Here is a 23,100-nt window from a genome sequence, read left to right as displayed (position 1 = left end):
TGCACATTGCTGTGGTTTCTTCGAGCTGAGCAAGCTATTGGAATGGGTTTGTTATTTTGAATAGAACAACATGCGAGAGGCATTAACTGCCAGCACTTGAGGGGCAAATAACTTAAGGAGTCATCATGGCAACACAAATGTTGGATGTATTGGTGGTAGGAGCTGGACCTGTTGGCTTATTTTGCGCGAATGAACTGCATCGCCAGGGTTTAACTTGTCGTATTATTGACAAAAAAAGCGGCTTAAGTGAGAAATCAAAGGCTTTAGCGATTCACATCCGGTCTCTGGATGTATTGGATGACACCGGATTCATCGAGGAGATAGTAAGCCAAGGGCATAAAATTGTAGGAGCCTCTTTTCAGGCGGATGGTAAAGAGCTGGTTAACTTGAGTTTTAAAGACGTTGAGGCAAGCCGGCATTTTTTTATTGATTTGCCACAAAATAAAACGGAAGCCATTTTATATGAGGGACTAAATAATAAAGGCATCACAGTTGAGTGGCAGACTGAACTGACTGGAATTGAACAACACAGCAATCATGTGGTTGCCAGCATTAAACATAGCGATGGCCAGATAGAACAATTGCATGCCTTCTGGATAATCGCTTGCGATGGCTCACACAGTACGTTAAGAGAATTGATTCAAGCAAAATTTTCAGGTGAGGCTTATCCTGAAACCTGGTGGTTGGCCGATTTGAATATTCATTGGGATTTGCCTAATGATAAAATTGCCCTCTTTGCAAGCTCGAAGGGGCCATTGGCATGCTTCCCTATCGAGGGAGATCGCTACAGACTGGTTATGACTGCAGAACAAAAGGTTTCTCATCAGGAACCCAGCATGGATGATATTGTGCGGGTATTTAACGCGCGTGCAGCCATTCAGGCAACTCTGTCTGACCCGATATGGATTAGCCAATTTGGTATTGCCCATCGGCAAATTGAACATTATCGCCACGGGCGCATTTTTTTTGCTGGCGATGCGGCTCATGTGCATAGTCCTATGGGGGGGCAAGGTCTCAACACCGGCTTGCAAGATATCTATAACCTGGCCTGGAAACTGAATCTCGTTCAAAAGAATCTAGCTAAAGAAAAAATCTTGGATAGCTATCACCTTGAGCGTCATCCTATTGGCGAACAAGTTTTGAAAAAAACAGGCTTTCTTACTCATTTGTTTGTACTCAGAAATTCTTTTCTTATTGCCCTTCGTAATCAGGCAGTTAGACTTTTAGCTTCCTTTGGCCCTGTCATGAAGAAAATTACAACCGATATGGCTGAATTGAATATTTGCTACACCAAAAGCCCTATCGTAAAGCAACTTGGTCAGTCAATTGCTTTTAAGGCCGGCGAATTCCCTTCCCCTTTCATGCTGTATGAGGGAAGCAGTAAAAAAGGGCAATCCCTCCAAGAGATTACTCGCGGGAATTTACATCATTTATTTTTATTTTCTGCTAAAGAGGAAACACATAGCAGCGAACTCTTAAAAATTGCCTCAACCATGAAAGAGAAATTTAGCTCCTTGCTCAAAGTGCACCTTGTGTTTCCCGAAGAGACACAAACGGTCAATTTTGAATCACTGTTCTTCGATAAAAACCACGAGGTATACCGACGTTTCAATTTATCTGAAAGCTGCGCCTTATTGATTCGTCCTGATAAATACATTGGAGTAACACAATGTCCTATCAATGAGGGGGAATTACTTCGTTATATGAATGAACTATACATCAGCCGGTAATCACTTTGGAATGTTATTATGATGAGTCTTTTATATTTATTTTATTTTGTCGTGGGCCTGCAAATTCTATTCAGGCCCAATCGCCTGATTAAGCTGCAGTTTTTATTGTGCTTGTTTTTAACCATGCTTTTATTTAACTATCATAGTCATTTGGTGCGCCTATGATCACTCAAAATCAACTTCATCGTTTTGGCAATATTTTGGGATTGGCCATCTGTTGCGCCGTCTTGCTTGTGGCCTTTTATCAACAACTGATTGATCACAGCCTACCTTGTCCTTTATGTTTGTTACAGAGAGCTTGTTTCATCGCGGTGGGATTATGCTTGTGCATGAATCTGATGAGCGGTATTCGAGTTAGCTTTTATGGTTTGATGATCTTATCTTCGCTCCTGGGATTAGGAATTGCCCTCCGACAAATTTTTATCCATATTTCCCCGGGTGATTTAGGCTATGGTTCTCCTTTATTGGGCCTGTATCTTTACACTTGGTCCGCAATTGGTTTTGCCATAATCATTGGACTTTTATCAATAGGACTAATGTTTGATAGAGCCTTTTATGAACCAAGCACGCGTCCGAAATGGCCTTCCTATGTACTGATGAGTTTTTTTCTCCTCTTGATTCTCGCTAATGGACTCAGTACATTTCTTGAGTGTGGTCCCTTTATATGCAAAGATAACCCGGTTCATTATTACCTCTTTGATAATTTAGGTTGACATGATAAAAGTAAACAAATTAGTTTTCATTGGATTATCGTTGTTTTCATTTGCAAACCTGCAAGCCGATACGATGGATCATTACATGAGTATTTCAAATAGCATCCCGCAAATGGAGATGAAGGCCGATCCTCAAGCTCAAGCATGGGCTCGTTCCGCTCGCAATGTCCTCGCTATTGCGGATGAGAGCATAGCAGAAACACTTCTGCAGGCGAATGAAGCCGCGAAAGCCCAGGGAAAACCTCTATTTTGTCTTCCCTCTGGTGTTAGCTTAAATGCGATTATTCTCAACGGGATTATTTTGGAAACTTACCGCGAGATTTCAAGCCAGCAAAGTGATAAGGATAAAATGACCGTTTCACAGGTGGCAATGCTTGGAGTCGCCAAAAAATACCCTTGTCAGGCCGATACTCATGCCAAACAGATGGAACATATGGCCTCTTTATTAGGCAATTGACTATAGATTTATAATCATTCTGTATTTTTTTTTGACAAATATACTAAGGGCTGTTACCCTATTTACATCATTCAACTCAGGTATAGTCATGAATCCTCTCCTGCCCATTATGATAGCTCAGCAACCTCTTGCCCCTGATGAACGGCTGGAGACGGGGACTGTTCATGAGGCGCTTAGAAAGGGATTCTTTAGTCTTGCGAATCACTTAGGATTAAGCAGTGATGAAGCAGAATTGATCTCCTTTACAATGGATGTCAATGAAAGTGCCTATGGTATTGAAGATGAAGACTTATTTGAGTTGGAAGTAAACCATAAAATAGGTACTCCCAATGCTAAAATTTGTCACATGCGATGCTATGCGGATGCGACAGGTCGAGCTCATTGGCATGCCCTCTTTGCTGAATTTAACCAAAAAGGCGAGCTTGCAAACATAATCCTTACAGACTCAAGGCTTAAGGGAAAAAAAGGAATCACTGCGGCTCAGGACATGGACAGCAATCCCTTCCTGATCGCTCAAAAAGCACAGGTTAATTTTGTTCCAGGCCCCCAACAACCATATGGTATTCACAATTGCTGGGTGTATTGCCTTGCAAATCTTGCCTCATTAGCAGCACAGGGGAAAACCTATGAACCCCAAACCTCTAATTTAGGGCAGGAAATTGCAAAACACATCATGGATCAGGACCGTATTCCCTGCCTGCTTAGCGAAAAAACAGCACTTGTGCAGTCAGCAAACGATTTACATACTTCACAATCAGCTGAAACGGTATTAGTGTCTAAACCAACAGCTTCGGAAAACATCCACAGGCTTTTCGCTGTTAATGAAGCCGCATCCATGGGGAAAAAACAATCCCCTCCTTATGAAAATGAGGCCATCCTGAATAATCCTGAGCCCACTGGGCAGGAAGAGAACCGGCAAATGGATGTTGGCTTAATTTCTTTATTCCTGGGTGCCGATGCAATGGTTCTGGGCATGCTTTTGCTTGCCGCAGCTCCTCCCCTAAGCATTGGCGTGGGTTTAAGTGTTTTCCTGGTGGGTTTGATTTTAAGCGTTAGTGGGGTGGCCATTCTAACCAGTGGCTCACCCATGAAAAACCCAGAGCTTGTTGAAAGCCCTGAACATCTAATAACGGCCAGAGTCTAGTCCAAGTTAATTGGAAGTGGAGTCAAACCAATCAGACTAAGACCACTCTAGCTTTTGTAAAAGAATATCTAAACATTAAATTCTTCGAAAGCTTCCAAAGCCTCAGCAGCATACATCAAAGAAGGTCCACCACCCATGTAAACTGCCATGCCCAGAGTTTCCAGCAGCTCTTCACGAGTGGTTTGCAATTTAACTAAAGCTTGAGAGTGAAAACCAATACATCCTGGGCAATGGTTGGCAACAGCCAAAGCCATGGCAATTAATTCCTTCGTTTTTTTATCCAGTACTCCGTCTTTTGTGGCCGCTTGCGATAAAGCGGAAAATCCTGCCATTACTTCAGGCATTTCTTTTCTCATTTTAGCAAGCTGGGTACTAATTCCTTTTGTTACCTCGTTAAATTTAGACATCTTTACCACTCCTATGATTATTTATGCCAGAATTTTATATCATGGCTTCGCCCATAGAACAAATGCCATTTTTCTGAAAGACGAACCCTGGGTATTTTATTGTGAATCTCTTAAATCAATAGAGTGAGCCAAATTCAAGACCCAAGTACCTTTGGGAAAGCATCCTAAGGCCTTAGCACTTTAGAAAATTGCCTTTGTTGTATGATTTTGATAGACCATACTTAACACGCACTAATTCCAGTACTTAGCCATGGAAGCAATGTGGTCCCGTCAAAGACAAAGACCTAAGTTGCCTTGAGAAAGCTTCGGATTTGCAATTTTTAAAATTAAAACGCCACATTGCTGTACATCAATAAGCTGTTTACTTACAAGGTTACGCGAGCACTTCTTGCAAAAAATTCCTCATTGCCTGCAAAGCCCGCCGTTCTGCTTTGGGGTTGTATACCGTTCCCAAATGAGTGTCATGAGCATGGGGATTAGCAAATGCATGCTGGGTGTGACCGTAGATATGAACTTGCCAGTCCACTTTTGCATCAGTCATTTCCCGACAAAATTCATTAACCTGCTCTGGCCTCACCATGGGATCATCGTAACCATGCAAAGCTAAAATTTTGGCGTGGATGTGGTTGTTGGGAATGTCTTTGGGCTTGCCTAAGAGGCCGTGGAAACTGACAACACCCCTAAGCTCTGCCCCACTTCGGGCCAGATCCAAAGCACAAAGTCCGCCAAAACAAAAACCAATAACAGCAATTCGATTATTATCTACTTCGGACATAGCAATAAGTGCATCGTATGCGGCTCGAATTCTGGCTCGCAGCAGCAGGCGATCATTGACCAGTGGCTCCATCAAAGCCTTTTTTTCCGGCGTGCTCGCGCCAATTCGGCCTTGCCCATACATATCAAGAGCAAAACCAACATAACCCATTTCTGCAAGCATCTTAGCTTTTTCGCAAGCAAAATCATTTCTACCGGACCAATCATGAACTACTAACACGGCGGGACGAGGTTGATCAATATTTTCATCAAAGGCTAAAAATCCATGTAACTCCTGTTCACCGTGGTGGTATAAATAATTTGAAGTATCCATTACTAAAATTCCCTTGGGCTATTTATTGTCTTTAGTCTAAATTGATATTTATAAAAGTCTAGTAAGCTTTGTAAATTTCTTAGCTGGGTGCAATTTTACAGTGGGTAATTTGCTTAGAAATTTCTCATGTAGATGCGGACAGCTGGCTTGGATTTTGAAAAAAATTAGGCATAAGCTAAGCTTTATAATAGAAAAATGAGGTGGGAAAATGGTTGCTAATAAACTCACGGTAATTAAAGACTTGATGCATGCCCAGTTATGTTATCAATTATTTATTACCCCCATTCATTTGCCTATAGAAAAAGAATACCGTGACTTTGCACGTCGTGCTTGTGAATTTTTTCAGCAAACACGCACTGACGTATTTCATTGTGACAGCCCAAGACATCATGTGATCCATCGCTTTGCATCCTTAAGAAATGCGGACGCTAAAAAGGTGCTTATCACCCATGGATGGATGTCGAGGGCTGCTTATATGATTCGTCTCATTCATTCCTTAAGGCAGCATGGTTATGAAGTGTATGCTTTAGATTTCCCAGCTCATGGTGAAGCAAAGGGGGTACAATTACCCTGGACTGATGCCGTACTGCTGCTCAATCAGGTTATTAATCAATTAGGGCCTTTTTATGCCGTCATTGGCCACTCTTTTGGGGGCTCAATGTTGCTTAACACGTTAAATCTTGCCCAGCAATTTCCACAATGGCAGCTAAATTTTGAACCTGAACGAGTCGTACTGATTTCCTCCCCAACCCGTATGAGAGTTCCTGTAAGCAAATTGGCGAGAAAGTTAAAGTTAAGTCGCCAAGGCTTCCTTTTTTTACGAGAACTGTTCCAACAACATGCGATGACGGATTTAAAATGTCTCGATTTCCACCATTTCATTAGCCGCTCCAACATTCCCGTACTTTGCCTGCATGGCGATAAAGACGATTCCATTGTCCCCATAGAATCCATCGTTTTTTGCGAGCAATATCCCCATGGACATTTGGCCTTGCTCCCGGGAGCAAATCACGTGGATGTGTTGTGGGATGAGCGCGTAGAAAAAACAGTCGGCCAATTTTTATTTTAAGTCATTTAAATGAGCAGTCTTTGATGTGGGTATATTTACCCATGGATGATTTCCTTTCCTGTCCTTATAATTGATCTTATTTTGCACTCATTGTTGAATTTATATTTCATAGTGCCCTCGCAACCCTAACCAATCATAAGAGCAAACATGCAAACATCTCAATTTTACGTAAACACAAAATCGAAAGTCTTAAGAAAAATCCAGGGTGGTAAACTGTATAAAGCAACCACAAGTTCAGCAGGTCTGGGGAAGTTAGAAGAAAATTTGCCAGGAAAAACCTTGCTCACCATCAGTTATATTAAAGATGACAAGATTTATAGACTTCCTGATTATCCGATTTCAACCTATCAAAGCGCCCAAAAGGCCGGGGTTTGTGCTTTGACTGCTCCCAAAAATAATTTTTTTGGTCCTCATTACGATGGCCCAGAACGGATCATTGAGAAAAAAATTTCAGATTACCGCAAAACCTGTACCCGAATAACACAAATTGCCTATCTCGAAAATGAACTGGTCGAGCAATTTTATACTTTGCTTAAGGCCGCTGAGCTCGATAACGAATCAGATTCAGATGACGAAATAAACTCAGACAACGATATGAATTCAGACAGCGACCTAATAGGGGCAAAGGAATATAAGATCGATCAATTGGTAGGAAGCAATGCACTGTTTGTGGAATTTGCAGAATTATCCAAAAAATACAGCCACGTCGATGGTAACGGTAATTTGATTAAGAATTCAACTGACAAATGCTTCGCACAATTTCTTTTAGCCTATTTATTAAAAAATAACGAATATCATCCCTCTTGGCCTCAGGCAATTCAAATCTTTAAACTGGTTTTGCATCAAAAAAATCTAACATCACTTTTTATTAGGCTTTTACAAAATTTCTTGGCTGAGCCAAGGGCTAGGGTTTTCGCGTATTTTGTTGAAGAACAACAGGCAAAAGGCATTATTGATGAAGCCAAAATTGCCAGTATGAACTTTAATTTTGATATTGATAAGGCTGTTGCTGAACGAGCTAAAAAGAAGGGAGTTTCATCGATTGATGAACTTGCACCGGGTAATTTATCGACCTATTATGAACGTGAAATGCAATCCTACATTCTGTCACTTCAGGGTTATAAACCTACCGGCTGGCAACCTAACAAAGGCATAGAGCCTTTATTGGAAGAATTAAGATCGGGTTTTTGCGTTGTTGAAATTGATCCAAGCTTTATTGATTTCTCAAGCCAGACACCTTCCCTGCATTTTAATGATCACTTTGAGCAAGGTTATCTGATCCATGAGGTTAAAGAGAAAGAGGACTCACAAGGTTCAGAAACTCATATAATTAAAATCATTGGTGCTGAATCAGGAAATGGCATTGATTATGTGTATTACCTTGATCCAAATGACGAAAGCGCACCGGACAGGCCCAGGAAGATTTATAAAATTGAGTTATCGCTTTTTTCGAGAATTTTACTGAATGACTTAGGTGAAGTGGCTTGTAAAGACAATATTGATACAGATGGGAATTTAATTCCGGTTCTTTTTAAAGCAGTCGTAGAAGAGGTCCCCCCTACTTTAGCTCCAATTAAGGACTCCGGCAGCAATGAAGCGAATCCTCACCTACTGCCAAAAGGCCAGCATAGCTATTTTAATGGTTTCTACTCGATGTTTCGAAGTGCCTCTAAGGCTCCTGATGCCCCAGGCTGTTATTCAAATGACAATAACAATAACAATCTGTAATCTTAAAACGGAATCTGCTAGCCTGGTTAGCAGATTCTGCTTAGTCGAGGGTCTGACGATACCGTTTGAAACTGATGAGCATGACAATCAAGGTAAAAATAAGAATGGGTATGACTTCTCGCCAAACCTCCATGAAACCATTGCCCTTCAATAATATTCCACGAACAATGATTAAAAAATGAGTTAAGGGGAATAAATTACCTACCCATTGTGCCCATTCGGGCATGCCGCGAAAGGGAAACATAAACCCTGATAACAGCATTGAAGGAAGAAAAAAGAACATGGCGGATTGTACTGCTTGCAACTGGTTAGTAGCCACAGTAGAAAAGGTCAACCCCATGGAGAGGTTTGCGGCAATAAATGGCAGGCAAAGAATGAACAACAGGATAATGCTCCCCTGCATGGGCACGCCGAATAAAATTTTGGCCATGATTAAAATTAAAGAAACTTGTGTGTATCCGACAATAATGTAAGGAATAATTTTACCCACCATAACTTCTAGGGGCTTAACTGGGGTTGCCAGCAGGTTCTCCATCGTTCCCCGCTCGAATTCTCGAGTTAATACCAGGGCCGTGATGATAACCATGGTCATAGTTAAAACCACTCCTAATAAGCCTGGTACGATATTATAAGCCGTTATTGCTAAAGGGTTGTAAATGGCGTGAATCACGGGTTCATAAGGTGTGGCTCCTGGATTAAGATTTTTTAATGGGCCAATAAGCTCCTCTTTGAGCACTAAAGAGGCTAAATCATTGAATACAGAGAGAGCCCTGCTGGTAGCAGCGGGATCAGTGGCATCAGCTTCCAAAAGTAAGCGTGGTCTTAATCCTTTTACTAAATCATGGGAAAAGTTAATGGGAAAGTTGACCACAAATTGAACTTTGCCACGCTTAATCAAATCAAGAGCTTCAGCTTCCGATACTGCGGGCGAAATAAAGCGAAAATAGGTGGAATTCTCCATGGCCGTGAGAATGCGCCGGCTAAACCCGCTGTAATCTGGATTCACAATGGCCGTTGGGAGGAAGCGTGGATTCGTGTTTATCGCATAACCAAATAAAATTAATTGCAAAAGAGGTATACCAATAATCATTGCAAAGGTGGCTTTATCACGACGCATTTGAATAAATTCCTTGCTAATGATTGCAAATAAGCGAGGAAATGAAAAAAGCTTCAACTGGTCTCTCCCTGTGATTGCTTAACCAGGTTTATAAAAGCATCTTCTAAAGTTGGTTCAATGACCTTCCATTTTAGATTGTATTTATCCGACAAAGCATTCAATTCATTTTCGATTAATTGTTCATTAAAACCACAAATGTGAACCTTATTACCGAAAAGTGCTGCTTGGGTTACTCCTTCTAACCTTTTGACTTCTTGCAATATGGAAGTGGTCACATTTCCAGATAGCTCCCAGGTTAACAAGCCAGTTTTGGCAATAACATCCCTCACTGTGCCTGTCACGAGGAGCTGGCCGTAGGCTAGGTACGCCAAGCATGTGCAGCGTTCCGCTTCATCCATATAATGGGTAGAAACCAAAGTGGTGATACCTTGTTCACTTAATTCATGAATTTTATCCCAAAACTCACGGCGGGCGATGGGATCCACTCCAGCCGTAGGTTCATCCAGGAGAAGCAAGTCAGGCTCGTGCAATAGGCAAGCCGCGAGAGCCATCCTTTGCTTCCAGCCTCCTGACAAATTTCCTGCTAATTGGCGCCTACGATTTACAAGACCCAGATCTTCCAAGGCTTGCTGCACGCGCATTTTCTTATTGTCGAGATTATAAATCCGTGCAATAAAATAAAGATTTTCTTCGATGCTTAAATCCGTATAAAAACTAAATTTTTGCGTCATATAACCGACGTGTTGCTTAATTTTTTCCGACTCAGTCAAAATGTTATAACCTAAACAGGTCCCCTCGCCTCCATCAGGGGTTAACAAGCCACAAAGCATGCGAATGGTGGTTGTTTTTCCGCTGCCATTTGGTCCTAAAAAGCCAAATATTTCTCCTTTATTCACCCGTAAAGCGATGTCATTAACAACAATCCTGCCGTCAAAACATTTCCTTAAATTTTTTACATCAATAACCGCATCCGTCATGGCAGCATCACCGACACAGGTTGACCAGGTTTAAATGCCTTAGGTTGTTCAATTCTGGCTTTGATGCGAAATACCAGTTTATCGGAGTTTTCTCTGCTGTATACCAAGGGTGGAACGAACTCTGCTTCAGGTGAAATGTAATTAATGATTGCCGTGCCATTCGTTTGACAGCCGTAGCAATTAAACTCAATTTTTTGTCCTCTATGAAGCTGAGGCAGAATGTCAACGGGAACAAAAAATTCAACCCGGATGTTTTCATAAGGAAGAAGGGACAAGATACTTTGTTGGGCCCCAACAAATTCACCGGTGCGATAATAAGTGTCAAAAATATAGCCGTCGCGAGGTGCATGAAGCTGCTTTTGCTCCAACTCCCATTTCGTTTGTTTTAATTTGGCCAAGAGAGAAAGTACCTGCGCTTGCTGTGCTTTAATTTGCTCTTCCCGGCTTCCTAATTTTGCCAGCTGTAAATTGGACTCATATTGCGACTTTAGTTTTTGTTGCTCCTGGTAATTGCTGACTGCCGCATCCAGCGTGTCCTTGTCGACTGCCCCCTTCTTATAAAGTTCTTGATAACGATGAACCCTGATTTCGGCCAGCTTAAGTCTGGCATCGGTTTGCTCAATTTGAGCTTCAATGGCTTCAATTTCAGGCGTTCGGCGCGGCTTTTCCAAATCCAAAAGTACCCGTTGTGCCTGTTGCAAACTCGCCTCGTCTTGTTGTACTGCTAAAATTTGGGGATTTACATCCAGTTGAAACAGCATTTGCCCTTTTTTTACCTCATCACCTCGTTGCACAAAGAGCTCCATCAAAATTCCTGAATAGGGCGATGCCAGATAAAGGTTTTCCCCTTCAACGTAGCCCTGATAGCTATGCTCTTGCTTACGAGTGCAGGAAGTCAGCAAAATAATAAAGAAAAACAGAACGAGCAGTTTTTTCATAAGAGCGACGTTGTTTAGTTAGAATTTTAGTATAATGAAAGGGATGCTTCTTGAGTATCTATTTTTTGCAGCAGTCTCTAAGTGTCTCAAAACGCATTATGTGTTAAAATTTTTCCTTCATTATTCTCATTGCATATGTAGATTTTATCCAATAAACATGGAAGTGGCGCTTTATAAATAGGTGTTTCATGTTTAAAGAATTTTATCAAAATTCGGCTACTTTTGTACTTCGAAAAATTTCAAGTGGCAAGTTGTATCAAGTGAATAGCCGAACCCTTGGCCTTGATGCTTTAGAAAAAAATCTCCCTGATTCAAACACACTTCTTACCGTAACCTACATTAAAGATGGTAAGATTTGCCGGATACCCGATTTTAATATTCCTCAGAACCAGAGTGCGCAAAAAGGAGGAGTCTGTGGTTTAGCCGTTTCTAAAAATCATTTTTTTGGTAAATTTCTTCAAAACCCGCATCGGGACATTGAACAAAAAATTTCGGCCTATCGCAAAACCTCAACTGAATTAACCGAACAAAAAGCCTGCGAAGATTCCTTTGTTAATTGGTTTCAAACTGAAATCAGGCAACTTGGCTTGGCTGAAGATTCTGGTAAAGCAGACGCAATACGGGTGTTCTCGAGTCTCTGTATGCAAAATGGCATTTACCCAGCCTTGCTCAATATTGACAATAACCACACCATTGAGAAATTGTTTGCCCAATTCCTTTTGTTGCAATTGCAAGCCAAAGAACATAGAGAACCTGCTTTGGTTTTCAATCAAAATCAACGATTAGCCAAGAAATTGCTAAGCGATTTTCTAAAAAATCCTCACAGTAACTTAGCTGTTTTTGTTCAAAACCAACAAGAGCAAGCTATCATTAATGCCTGTTTGAAAACCAGCCGAAATCTTAATTTTGATATAAACAAAGTGGTTCGCGAAAAAGCCCGTGATTTTGGCTACTCGTCGCTCGGGGACATACCGGTGGTGGAGCTGGCTACTTTGTATGATACAGCCTTACTGGAATATATTTGGCATCTTCAAGGGTATCAACCCTGCAATTGGCATCCTTATCAAGGGATTGAACCCTTAATGGAGCTACTAAGACAAGGGGTTTGTCTTGCAACCATTGAGTACAGCTTCATACAGTCAGCAGCAAATTCCCTTAGACGTTTTTTTGCCAGTGATGAAGATAATGGATATTTTATTGACGACATTGAATTGATACCCAATGCTGAAAGGAATGAAGAAACGCATGTGATCAAAATTATTGGTGCTGATTTGGCCAATGGCGGCCATGTTTATTATCTTGATCCAAATGATCCCAGTCTTGCCGATGAGCCCAGGCTTGTGCATCGAATTTCTTTTGACCTCTTTGTGCGGATTCTGCTGGATCATAAGGGTGGGCCAATCCCTGCCAAACCAGAGCAGGTCGATATGGACAAACTTGAAATCGTTTTACACTTTGCCAAACAGCGTGAAGACAATCAACCCATCATCCTGCCGCCCATATTGTCTAACAGCCCTAGAATTTCAAAACGCAAACGGGATGAAGCAAGAGAAAACAAGGAACAATTGCATGATGAGGAAATGCCCCCTCTGTATCAGAGCTGCTTTACGTCACTAAATTAAACCAGTTTGAATTCTTCTTGATTCCGCACCAGCTAATTACACAGCTGGTGAATTTGAAAGAAAGAAGCACATGCTCCATTTTTCGAGTGGTCGGCGCGGTTTTGCTTTATTTATGTTTTACTTAAGCAAGGCTTCAATGCTAAATTCCCTTGAAGATTAATTCAGGGATATTAGAATGAAATTTGATCTCATTGTTCTAGGTGGCGGCAGTGGTGGCATAGCAAGTGCCGTAAGAGCGGCACGCTATGGTGCCAATGTTGCTGTCGTTGAGGAAAAATATTTAGGGGGGACTTGCGTTAACCTGGGTTGTGTTCCCAAAAAAGTCATGTTCAATGCTTCCATGGTCGCTGAAATTCTTCATAAATCTAGAGACTATGGGTTCAGCCCTAGCCCTATTAATCTGGATTGGCAAACCTTAGTTGGCCGACGCAATGCCTACATTGAAAAATTACGTGAAATTTACGCGAAACGTTTCACCGAATATAAAATGACTTATTTACATGGAACTGGCGTCTTTGTAGATAGCAACACTGTTGATGTCTGCGGCAAGCACTATCAAGCTGATCACATCATCATTGCCACAGGAGGAGAGCCAGTCCTGCCTACGGATATTTTGGGTATTGAATATGCAATTGACTCCGATGGTTTTTTTTCACTCTCTCATCGGCCAGACAAAGTTGCAGTGATCGGCAGCGGCTATATTGGTGTTGAATTGGCTGGAGTTTTAAATGCCTTAGGTGCAGAGACGCACCTCTTAATCCGAGGCGAGAGGCCGCTAACCCGTTTCGATAGCACCATAGGCGATACATTATTGGAAATAATGGAGCAACAAGGGATTAAAGTTCACTTCAACCATCGGGCGCAAAGCATAGTTATGCAAGAAGATGGTCGCAAATGCATCCATTGTCATAGTGGTTCGATCATTACTGATCTTGATACCGTTATAGCCGCTGTGGGCAGAGCACCTCGCACTTTTGATTTGAATCTTGATGCCATTGGCGTTGATAAAGACAGTCGGGGCCTCATTGCCGTGGATCAATTCCAGAATACCTCTGTACCAGGCATTTACGCCATTGGAGATGTGACTGATGCTCCTGCGCTAACTCCGGTCGCCATTGCGGCCGGTCGCAAATTAAGTGATCGTCTTTTTGGTGGCCATAAGGATTCCCATTTAAATTACGAGAATATTTGTTCCGTTATTTTTACCCATCCCCCCATTGGGACAGTTGGTTTGAGTGAGGATGAAGCAGTGGCCAAATATGGTCGTGAGCACATTAAAGTGTATAAAACCCGTTTTAATCCCATGTTTGATGCCCTAAGCGATCTCAAAACTCCCACAGTGATGAAGTTGGTGACCGCTGGCGAGGAGGAAAAAATCGTCGGTGTCCATATCATTGGCTACGGCGCTGATGAAATGCTGCAAGGTTTTGGAGTTGCCGTTAAAATGGGGGCTTTGAAAAGGGATTTTGATAATACGGTGGCTATTCATCCCACAAGCGCAGAAGAATTGGTAACCATGGTGTAAACAATGCATAACATTCGAACTTTTTCAGGCATAGCTCCGCTGTTGGGTGAAGGTATCTATATTGATCCCCAAGCCACGGTTATCGGCGATGTGAGATTGGCAAATGATGTCTCAGTATGGCCTATGGCGGTTATACGCGGGGATGTCAATTACATCTCCATTGGTGAGGCTTGCAATATTCAAGATGGAGCTATCCTGCATGTTACTCATGATGGACCTTATACCCCAGGCGGCCAGCCTCTAATCTTAGCGAAAGGAGTTACAATCGGTCACAAAGCAGTACTCCATGCCTGCCAAATTGATAATTTTTGCCTGATTGGTATTAATGCCGTGATTCTTGATAAGGTGCATATTGAACATCATGTGATGGTTGCAGCAGGAAGCATTGTTCCTCCTGGTAAGCGCTTGCAGAGCGGTTATTTATACCTTGGTAATCCAGCCCGAGCCGTTAGGCCGTTAACGGCAGATGAGATGGCGAATTTGGAATATTCAGCTGAGCATTATGTTCAGCTTAAAAATAAATATTTATGAATTGGGCCTACTGCCATGGAACTCCTCATCAAAAGCAGGGTGCTGATTGTCCAAGTAAAAATTGCAGTGCGCAAGCGGCGTAACTTGAGTTTTTTTCAGCCATTTATTAGTTATCCAGATAACTAGAAATAAAGGTAGTCCAATGTAAGAAATGAATAAACCCTGCCAATCCAACTCATCCGCCATGAAAACGGCGTAGTTTTGCCCGACTATCACAAGCAAACACAAAAGAATGGCAAAAAAAGAACCGTAGGGGTAACCTTTGGCTAAATAAGGAAGCTGGGACAAATCCTTGCCTTGGTAAAGATAAGCTTTGCGAAATCGATAATGACTAATAGCAATGCCCATCCAGGCAATGAAACCGGACAAACTGGCTGCACTGAGCAGCCAAAAATAAACAATTCCATCCCCATAAAAAGAGGATAAAAATGCGAGTGCTGCAATGCTGGCGGTCGCCAGCAAGGCATAAATTGGAATACCCCTTTTGTTGAGCTTGGAAAAGAGTCGGGGAACATGATTCTCTTTGCTCATATGCCAAAGCATCCTGCTTCCCACAAACAAACCTGCATTGGCTGTTGATAATATCGCCACAAGAATAACAGCATTCATGAATGCGGCTGCCATTATTTTATTCCATTGACTAAACACCATGGTAAAGGGGCTCATCATTAAAGTGGAATTTTTAAGTTGGTCTGAGGTATAAGGAATCAATAGACTGATAACTACAATAGACAAAATGAAGAACAGTAAAATCCGCCAAAATACCAACTTAACCGCCTTACTGATGTTTTCAGCGGGTTGGCTGGTTTCTCCTGCAGCAATTCCAAGCAATTCAGTCCCCTGGAAAGAAAAACCGGCCACCACAAATGCACCCATCACTCCCCACCAACCATTGTGAAAGGGAGCATCATTAATGCTCCAATATTGCCACCCGACAGCTTGCAACTGATTGAAACCACAAATGAGGCTGATGCCAATCACCAGGAACAAAATAATCACAGCTACTTTTAAAAAAGACAACCAATATTCGATTTCGCCAAAAACTCGAGTTGAGATCATATTGAAGGCGAAGATTAGGATTAAAAATACAGCGCACCATAGAAAGGACGGACTGGCCGGAAACCAATAATGCATGATTAAGGATGAAGCAGATATTTCAGAAGCAATCGTGATTGCCCAACCATACCAATAATTCCAGGCAAGAGCATAACCTAAAGAGGGATCAACGAATCTCGCCGCATACACCGCAAACGAACCCGTCGTTGGCATGAATGCTGCCATTTCCCCTAATCCCATCATTAGGTAATAAATAAGAAAACCCATAATGCAATAGGCGACTACAGCTCCGCCAGGACCCGCAATGGATAAGGCATTACCACTGCCGAGAAAAATACCTGTACCGATTGATCCTCCCAAGGTAATCATACTCAACATTCTTGCATTGAGTTTACGCTGAAGCGAATGCACCTGCTCCCTAGGTCTGCTTTGCATGAAGAACACTCCAATCCTTTGAGTTGCTGCGGTCTTTGATTAATTATTTAAAAATTCACAGAGTAAACGTTGAAAATGATGTGTCCCAGGTTCCTTGCTGGGAGAAAAGCGCCCTTGATCATAGAAACGGGAGCGAATCCCTTTTTGCACGGATTCAACCACTGCTTCATCTTCTCGCTCCACCAGGTCGAGATCACCTCCCGCACCTCGGTCTAATTTAGTTTCATCGAGTACATAGGTTAAAAAAGAAACTTTGGTTAAATTTGGAGCTAGCGGCTTCACAACATTTACGGAACAGCCCCAAGGATAAAAATTAAGCATGGTATTGGGGAATATCCAGTAATAATAAGCAGCCACTTGCTTTCCATAATCAGGAGAATCCTTAGGCAAATCAAAATGCTCTTCCCCTGGAGAGGCTAAAGCCAATTGCAAATTGCAATAGCGGCTAATTTCAGTTGTATAGGTGGTGCAGTCAATGGCTTTTCTTAATCCTGGATGAACAAATGGTATGTGCAGTGGCTCCAGATAGTTCTCACAATACAAAGCCCAGTGTGCCTTTACCAAATAATCGCGTGAACGATTACTGTCCAGACGCATGTCGCTCATGGGCAGCCAATATAGACGTTCCTTAATTTCCGCAAAGACCTCAGCAAATGACATTTGTGGGCAAAGCGAGGCAAATAGAAAAGGCTCTAAACTATCAAAAGGTATTTGGCTCAAATTGTCCTTTGGGCAAGGAAAATTATGCACCCCTTCGAACTCCGGCATGTGAAGAAACTCACCCCTCAAGTCGAATCGGCGTCCATGATATGAGCATTTTATCTTGCTTGCAGAACAGGGTGTTTCAATTAATATGTTCCCTCTGTGAGTGCAGACGTTGCTTAAACACCGCAGCATATTTTGTTCATCGCGTGCAAACAGCAGCGGCTCATCAAGAAACCCAGGCAGAAGGGTATAGGGAAACAGTTGATTACTTAATCTTAATTCTTCTGTGCTTAAACAAAATTGCCAGGTTTTAGCAAAGATTTTTTCTTTTGACTGCTCAAACCAATCCTGGCTGGTATAAAACGAGGATGGGATGGTTGAGGCTTTCTTGATATCAGGATCCACATAAAATGCATTCATAACTACTCCCTTTTTTATAGACCATCCTCAATAACCCGTTAAAGCTATTGCATTCAGGAGCCCTTTGTCAATGAATGTTTATATGCACCATTATGAATATCATTTACCTATATCTTTAGAATTTCATTTGATTATGCGTGCCCAAGGGGGATGAAGAACAGATCTTAAGAGTCATCAGATAAAGTAAGTAGTGGCTAAAACAATAAGGAGCAATTGTATAGTTAACTTATGAAGCGCAAGAAAATGCTTCTGAAGCGCTCTAGTGACCTCCACCTATAATTTCTTGGTCATTTTATCAATTACACATCACCCATTTAGGGCAGTAATGTGCTCATTACACTTTCGTTTCGGCCATAATTTTATAGCGGAACGGTGCAAATAAAAGCCAAAAGGACTAAGTCATTCGGGGACTTTGAATGTCCTCTGTTTCAGCCGAATCAAGCTCACCTATCACGGTTTTAGAAAAATCCGCCAGGGCTTTTGACAGCTCAGTTTCATGAGTATTGCGAGGAAGATAGCTCTTATTATCAATATAAGCCTTAGTAAGAGGCCCCATTGTAGCGATTATAACCAATGTAAACACCACATTTTTTATGTTCTGCTCTTCATAACCTGCCAGGTGCAATAGATTTGCCAGGATTAAGATAGCCATAAGGCCATTAAAATTCTGGCTAACCGCTTGAGTATACGGCCAAGATTGACGTTCTCTAAATCGTTCCACATAATTGCCGTATTGTTTTGAATGAATCTCATCGGTCTTAAGCAGCTGGTCCGTGCTTTCAATGATTGCTTCCAAATAGTGTTCGGCACGATGCGACCTTGCTTTTATACTTTTTTCAAATTCCGAAATAACGGTTTCACTTTTAATCTCCACTTCTTTGTTTTTAGTAGATTTCGCCCAAAAACCATAGGCAGAAAAGGCAAGTTCTAATTTAAAATTAATATTGCTGGTTTCTAACTGTTTCAATTTATGCCGCCTTGCGGACTGAAACAGATCGAAGGGGGTTAAAATAGGACTGGGAACGCGCAATAAAACGTAAGGCGCTGGGCTCGTCATTTTTATGTAGCCAATTGGCAGCCTGATGTCTGCAAGTTGTAAAGCAAAATTGGCTGCATCCGCACAATTATGCTTTAGATAATGATAGCAATTTGGATCATTATACTTCGAGCTTTCAAAACCCTCACAAAAATCCTTAAAACGTATCCTGCTGTGGAAACTCACACAAAGATCGTTATCATAGTTTTTCAATTCAGACTGGGGGATGGTCAAACTAGGGCTATTCGCATTATGCCATATTTTGACTTGATAAGTTTTACTGCCACTTAGTTGATAGCAATCTTGCTCATTATCAGAATAGGCATAAATTTGTGCACAAAGCTGGTCTTTTAAAACATTTAATTTTATATACATCGCTGGATTTAAAGTTGGACAATCATATAATCCATGGACTTTACCATATTGGCAATTAAATGATCAATATATATCAGTTTGTTCCTAACTTATTCAAATAAAAACAGCATTACTTGCCATAATGCCCTTAGCATCGATTCATGGCTTTTACGGCTAACTAAAGGACAGGATTGTGATCTCGGTCTTAGATAAGACGCATAATAATGTCATGCAGAATCATTGTAACGACCATGGTTAAGAGCAGTCGTGTTTTATATTAAGGATAGAATTCCGTCGTAGTTTGAAACCACACTCGCCCCTGCAAGATGAGTTAGGAAAAGGAAATGATGGCACCCGAACCAGAAACAGCTGTAATTCTTATGTTAGAAGATGTCTAAGAATTTTTAATGCCATTGTTAAAGCCTTGTCCTATCGGTTTTTTAAGTGGCTAAGAATCGTAAAAATAATCCGGGCTGGTTGTTGGCTTAGTGAATGTAAGCACCTCAACGTGGAGTACAAAATCACGAGGCTTTTTGATGAAATGAATGCGAATGAGAGTGCAAAATCAGCACGCCAGGCGAGAAAAATGGGTAAAAAAAAAGCGGCTTAATAGCCGCTTTAGGAATAAAGCCCTGGCGATGACCTACTTTCACATGAGGAAGCCTCACACTATCATCGGCGCTGGTCTGTTTCACTTCTGAGTTCGAGATGGAGTCAGGTGGTTCCAAACCGCTATGGTCGCCAGGAAAAACGTTGTCCTGCTGAGCAAATACCCATGTTAGGGGATATTCATTCATCAGGCTGGTAAAGATAAATATTAGGGAAACACAAGCTTGCCAAGCCTTGTCTTTGACTTGCCACATAAAAGCCATTCAGGTTATATGGTCAAGACAATCAGCCAATTAGTACGAGTTAGCTTCACACATTACTGCGCTTCCACACCTCGCCTATCAACGTCGTAGTCTTCAACGGGCTTCATGGGAAAACTCATCTTGAGGGAGGCTTCCCGCTTAGATGCTTTCAGCGGTTATCCCGTCCGAACTTAGCTACCCGGCAATGCAACTGGCGTCACAACCGGTACACCAGAGGTTCGTCCACTCCGGTCCTCTCGTACTAGGAGCAGCTCCTCTCAATTTTCCTACGCCCACGGCAGATAGGGACCGAACTGTCTCACGACGTTCTAAACCCAGCTCGCGTACCACTTTAAATGGCGAACAGCCATACCCTTGGGACCTGCTTCAGCCCCAGGATGTGATGAGCCGACATCGAGGTGCCAAACACCGCCGTCGATATGAACTCTTGGGCGGTATCAGCCTGTTATCCCCGGAGTACCTTTTATCCGTTGAGCGATGGCCCTTCCATACAGAACCACCGGATCACTAAGACCTACTTTCGTACCTGCTCGAGCCGTCACTCTCGCAGTCAAGCACCCTTTTGCCTTTACACTCTTGGTACGATGTCCGACCGTACCGAGGGTACCTTTGTGCTCCTCCGTTACTCTTTGGGAGGAGACCGCCCCAGTCAAACTACCCACCATACACTGTCCTCAACCAGGATTACTGGTCCAAGTTAGAACCTCAATAATGACAGGGTGGTATTTCAAGGTCGGCTCCATGCGAACTGGCGTCCGCACTTCATAGCCTCCCACCTATCCTACACAGTCATCATCAAAGTCCAGTGCAAAGCTGTAGTAAAGGTTCACGGGGTCTTTCCGTCTAGCCGCGGGTACACTGCATCTTCACAGCGATTTCAATTTCACTGAGTCTCGGGTGGAGACAGCGTGGCCATCGTTACGCCATTCGTGCAGGTCGGAACTTACCCGACAAGGAATTTCGCTACCTTAGGACCGTTATAGTTACGGCCGCCGTTTACCGGGGCTTCGATCAAGAGCTTCTCCGAAGATAACCCCATCAATTAACCTTCCGGCACCGGGCAGGCGTCACACCCTATACGTCTTCTTTCGAATTGGCAGAGTGCTGTGTTTTTAATAAACAGTCGCAGCCACCTGGTCTCTGCGGCCCTCACCAGCTTCATTTCGCATGGAAACTAACCAGCAAGGGCGTACCTTCTCCCGAAGTTACGGTACCATTTTGCCTAGTTCCTTCACCCGAGTTCTCTCAAGCGCCTTAGTATTCTCTACTTGTCCACCTGTGTCGGTTTGCGGTACGGTTCTCTATAAGTTATGGCTAGCAGCTTTTCCTGGAAGCTTGGCATCAATGACTTCCCTGCACCCCGAAGGGTCAGGACCACTCGGCACCTCAGCGTTAATGAGAAACCGGATTTGCCAAGTCTCTCCGCCTACATGCCAGTACCGGGACAACCAACGCCCGGCTCACCTAGCCTTCTTCGTCCCCACTTCACCACTTATAAAAAGTCCAGGAATATTAACCTGGTTCCCATCGACTACGCTCTTCAGCCTCGCCTTAGGGGCCGACTCACCCTGCTCCGATTAACGTCGTGCAGGAAACCTGGGACTTCCGGCGAGAGGGTTTTTCACCCTCTTTATCGTTACTCATGTCAGCATTCGCACTTCTGATACCTCCAGCACACTTCTCAATGCACCTTCATCAGCCTACAGAACGCTCCCCTACCACGTGCACTAAGTGCACATCCGCAGCTTCGGTGTATGGTTTTAGCCCCGTTACATCTTCCGCGCAGGCCGACTCGACCAGTGAGCTATTACGCTTTCTTTAAAGGATGGCTGCTTCTAAGCCAACCTCCTGGCTGTCTGGGCCTTCCCACATCGTTTCCCACTTAACCATAACTTTGGGACCTTAGCTGGCGGTCTGGGTTGTTTCCCTCTTCACGACGGACGTTAGCACCCGCCGTGTGTCTCCCGTGATTCAATTAGCCAGTATTCGGAGTTTGCATCGGTTTGGTAAGCCATGACAGCCCCCTAGCCGAAACAGTGCTCTACCCCCAGTAATCATTCACGAGGCGCTACCTAAATAGCTTTCGGGGAGAACCAGCTATCTCCGGGCTTGATTAGCCTTTCACTCCTAGTCACACCTCATCCGATAATTTTTCAACATTACCCGGTTCGGACCTCCAGTTGGTGTTACCCAACCTTCATCCTGGACATGACTAGATCGCCCGGTTTCGGGTCTACTCACAGCGACTTCCGCCCTATTAAGACTCGATTTCTCTACGGCTTCCTTATTCAGTTAACCTCGCCACTGAAAGTAACTCGCTGACCCATTATACAAAAGGTACGCAGTCACACGCCACAAGGACATGCTCCCACTGCTTGTACGCAAACGGTTTCAGGTTCTATTTCACTCCCCTCTCCGGGGTTCTTTTCGCCTTTCCCTCACGGTACTGGTTCACTATCGGTCAGTAAGTAGTATTTAGCCTTGGATGATGGTCCACCCATCTTCAACCAGGATTTCACGTGTCCCGGCCTACTTGTTCGTATGCTTAGTTCCTCATCAATACTGCGTGTACGGGACTATCACCCCCTATGGTCAGACTTCCCAGACTGTTCCACTTCGCATCAATGATAAATCATACCAGGCTCTTCCCCCTTCGCTCGCCGCTACTAGGAGAATCTCGTTTGATTTCTTTTCCTTCGGGTACTTAGATGTTTCAGTTCCCCGAGTTCGCCTCTCTACCCTATGTATTCAGATAGAGATAACCTACTCTCGTAAGTTGGGTTCCCCCATTCGGACATCTTAGGATCACCGCTCGTTTCCAACTCCCCTAAGCTTTTCGCAGGATTCCACGTCCTTCTTCGCCTCTTACTGCCAAGGCATCCACCGTTTGCGCTTCTCTTCTTGACCATATAACCTCAATCGCCTTCAGCAGCTAACCCCAAATCTCGTCGCCTCAATTCAAAGCCATCGCTAAAATCAATAAAGGTCATACTACAAAGACAATACTAATTCGCTTGTGTTTACCCTTTTTATCTTTACCAAATTGTTAATGAACGTCCGGATTAACCAGATGAAAACAATCTTTCAAAAATCACTTTCATCTGACAAATCCCACAGAAAAAACATGGTGGAGCCGGGGAGGATCGAACTCCCGACCCCCTGCGTGCAAGGCAGGTG

General features: G+C 43.0%; 18 protein-coding genes, 1 tRNA gene and 2 rRNA genes (1 of these 21 running past the window's edge). 10 read left to right on the top strand and 11 right to left on the bottom strand.

The features are described 5' to 3' along the window. The first annotated feature begins 125 nt into the window (after positions 1–125). The 5 genes from EL203_RS01925 (at position 126) to EL203_RS01910 (ending at position 4,044) form a co-directional block, all read left to right on the top strand. Complete coding sequence (locus tag EL203_RS01925; protein ID WP_058471176.1) at positions 126–1,730, top strand: FAD-dependent oxidoreductase; 1,605 nt, start codon at positions 126–128, stop codon at positions 1,728–1,730. Positions 1,731–1,748: 18 nt separating this feature from the next. After that, positions 1,749–1,895: a DUF5993 family protein gene (locus EL203_RS14740; RefSeq protein ID WP_221033342.1), complete on the top strand. Its 147-nt coding sequence runs from the start codon at positions 1,749–1,751 to the stop codon at positions 1,893–1,895. Next, entirely contained in the window at positions 1,892–2,443 is a 552-nt protein-coding gene (locus EL203_RS01920; protein WP_058471177.1) for a disulfide bond formation protein B, read from the top strand. Before EL203_RS14740 ends, EL203_RS01920 begins: the two co-directional genes overlap by 4 nt. A gap of 73 nt (positions 2,444–2,516) precedes the next feature. After that, positions 2,517–2,900: a hypothetical protein gene (locus EL203_RS01915; RefSeq protein ID WP_058472217.1), complete on the top strand. Its 384-nt coding sequence runs from the start codon at positions 2,517–2,519 to the stop codon at positions 2,898–2,900. Positions 2,901–2,988: 88 nt separating this feature from the next. After that, positions 2,989–4,044, top strand: a complete 1,056-nt coding sequence (locus tag EL203_RS01910) for a hypothetical protein (RefSeq protein ID WP_058471178.1) — start codon at positions 2,989–2,991, stop codon at positions 4,042–4,044. 68 nt (positions 4,045–4,112) lie between these two features. On the opposite strand, the gene EL203_RS01905 is transcribed toward EL203_RS01910, so the two are convergent. Both EL203_RS01905 and EL203_RS01900 read right to left on the bottom strand, forming a co-directional pair. After that, on the bottom strand, positions 4,113–4,451 hold the full coding sequence (locus EL203_RS01905) for a carboxymuconolactone decarboxylase family protein (protein ID WP_058471179.1): 339 nt from the start codon (positions 4,449–4,451) through the stop codon (positions 4,113–4,115). Positions 4,452–4,824: 373 nt separating this feature from the next. Then, on the bottom strand, positions 4,825–5,538 hold the full coding sequence (locus EL203_RS01900; protein WP_058471180.1) for a dienelactone hydrolase family protein: 714 nt from the start codon (positions 5,536–5,538) through the stop codon (positions 4,825–4,827). A gap of 208 nt (positions 5,539–5,746) precedes the next feature. Here EL203_RS01900 and EL203_RS01895 point away from each other — a divergent pair, with 208 nt between their 5' ends. Next, positions 5,747–6,607, top strand: a complete 861-nt coding sequence (locus EL203_RS01895) for an alpha/beta hydrolase (RefSeq protein ID WP_058471181.1) — start codon at positions 5,747–5,749, stop codon at positions 6,605–6,607. A 147-nt stretch (positions 6,608–6,754) separates the two neighbouring features. After that, the gene (locus EL203_RS01890; protein WP_058471182.1) at positions 6,755–8,335 is read left to right on the top strand and encodes a hypothetical protein; all 1,581 of its coding nucleotides are present in this window, start codon (positions 6,755–6,757) and stop codon (positions 8,333–8,335) included. 40 nt (positions 8,336–8,375) lie between these two features. Here the strand turns inward: EL203_RS01890 and EL203_RS01885 are convergent, their stop codons facing one another. From EL203_RS01885 to EL203_RS01875, 3 genes are read right to left on the bottom strand one after another with little or no spacing between them, the layout of a single operon-like run. Further along, entirely contained in the window at positions 8,376–9,452 is a 1,077-nt protein-coding gene (locus EL203_RS01885) for an ABC transporter permease (protein ID WP_058472218.1), read from the bottom strand. Between the two features lie 53 nt (positions 9,453–9,505). Then, entirely contained in the window at positions 9,506–10,429 is a 924-nt protein-coding gene (locus EL203_RS01880) for an ABC transporter ATP-binding protein (RefSeq protein WP_058471183.1), read from the bottom strand. Beyond that, a complete protein-coding gene (locus EL203_RS01875) occupies positions 10,426–11,367 on the bottom strand; it encodes an HlyD family secretion protein (protein WP_058471184.1) in 942 nt (313 codons plus the stop codon). The genes EL203_RS01880 and EL203_RS01875 overlap by 4 nt, the downstream gene beginning before the upstream one ends. A 188-nt stretch (positions 11,368–11,555) precedes the next feature. On the opposite strand from EL203_RS01875, the gene EL203_RS01870 reads away from it, so the two are divergent. The 3 genes from EL203_RS01870 to EL203_RS01860 all read left to right on the top strand — a co-directional run bounded on the left by EL203_RS01870 (position 11,556) and on the right by EL203_RS01860 (position 15,045). After that, positions 11,556–12,989, top strand: coding sequence for a hypothetical protein (locus EL203_RS01870; protein ID WP_058471185.1), 1,434 nt, complete (start codon positions 11,556–11,558; stop codon positions 12,987–12,989). A gap of 175 nt (positions 12,990–13,164) precedes the next feature. Then, positions 13,165–14,514, top strand: a complete 1,350-nt coding sequence (gene gorA, locus EL203_RS01865) for a glutathione-disulfide reductase (protein ID WP_058471186.1) — start codon at positions 13,165–13,167, stop codon at positions 14,512–14,514. 3 nt (positions 14,515–14,517) lie between these two features. Further along, positions 14,518–15,045 carry a gamma carbonic anhydrase family protein gene (locus tag EL203_RS01860; protein ID WP_058471187.1) on the top strand — a complete coding sequence of 176 codons (528 nt, stop codon included), beginning with the start codon at positions 14,518–14,520 and terminating at the stop codon, positions 15,043–15,045. Here EL203_RS01860 and EL203_RS01855 read toward each other — a convergent pair. From EL203_RS01855 to EL203_RS01830, 6 genes are all read right to left on the bottom strand, one after another. After that, positions 15,040–16,536 carry an amino acid permease gene (locus EL203_RS01855; protein ID WP_058471188.1) on the bottom strand — a complete coding sequence of 499 codons (1,497 nt, stop codon included), beginning with the start codon at positions 16,534–16,536 and terminating at the stop codon, positions 15,040–15,042. The genes EL203_RS01860 and EL203_RS01855 overlap by 6 nt on opposite strands. 39 nt (positions 16,537–16,575) lie before the next feature. After that, positions 16,576–17,661: an SRPBCC family protein gene (locus EL203_RS01850; protein WP_058471189.1), complete on the bottom strand. Its 1,086-nt coding sequence runs from the start codon at positions 17,659–17,661 to the stop codon at positions 16,576–16,578. A gap of 394 nt (positions 17,662–18,055) precedes the next feature. After that, on the bottom strand, positions 18,056–19,072 hold the full coding sequence (locus EL203_RS01845) for a hypothetical protein (protein WP_058471190.1): 1,017 nt from the start codon (positions 19,070–19,072) through the stop codon (positions 18,056–18,058). 609 nt (positions 19,073–19,681) lie between these two features. Then, positions 19,682–19,797 (bottom strand): 5S ribosomal RNA (rrf, locus tag EL203_RS01840). A gap of 135 nt (positions 19,798–19,932) precedes the next feature. Then, positions 19,933–22,830 (bottom strand): 23S ribosomal RNA (locus EL203_RS01835). A 218-nt stretch (positions 22,831–23,048) separates the two neighbouring features. Continuing rightward, positions 23,049–23,100: transfer RNA gene (locus EL203_RS01830), tRNA-Ala, on the bottom strand (it continues 24 nt past the right edge of the window).

This window comes from Legionella jordanis (assembly GCF_900637635.1).
GTDB lineage: Bacteria > Pseudomonadota > Gammaproteobacteria > Legionellales > Legionellaceae > Tatlockia > Tatlockia jordanis.
Note: the sequence above shows the minus strand (reverse complement) of the source record. Positions and strands in the feature narration are given on the sequence as shown.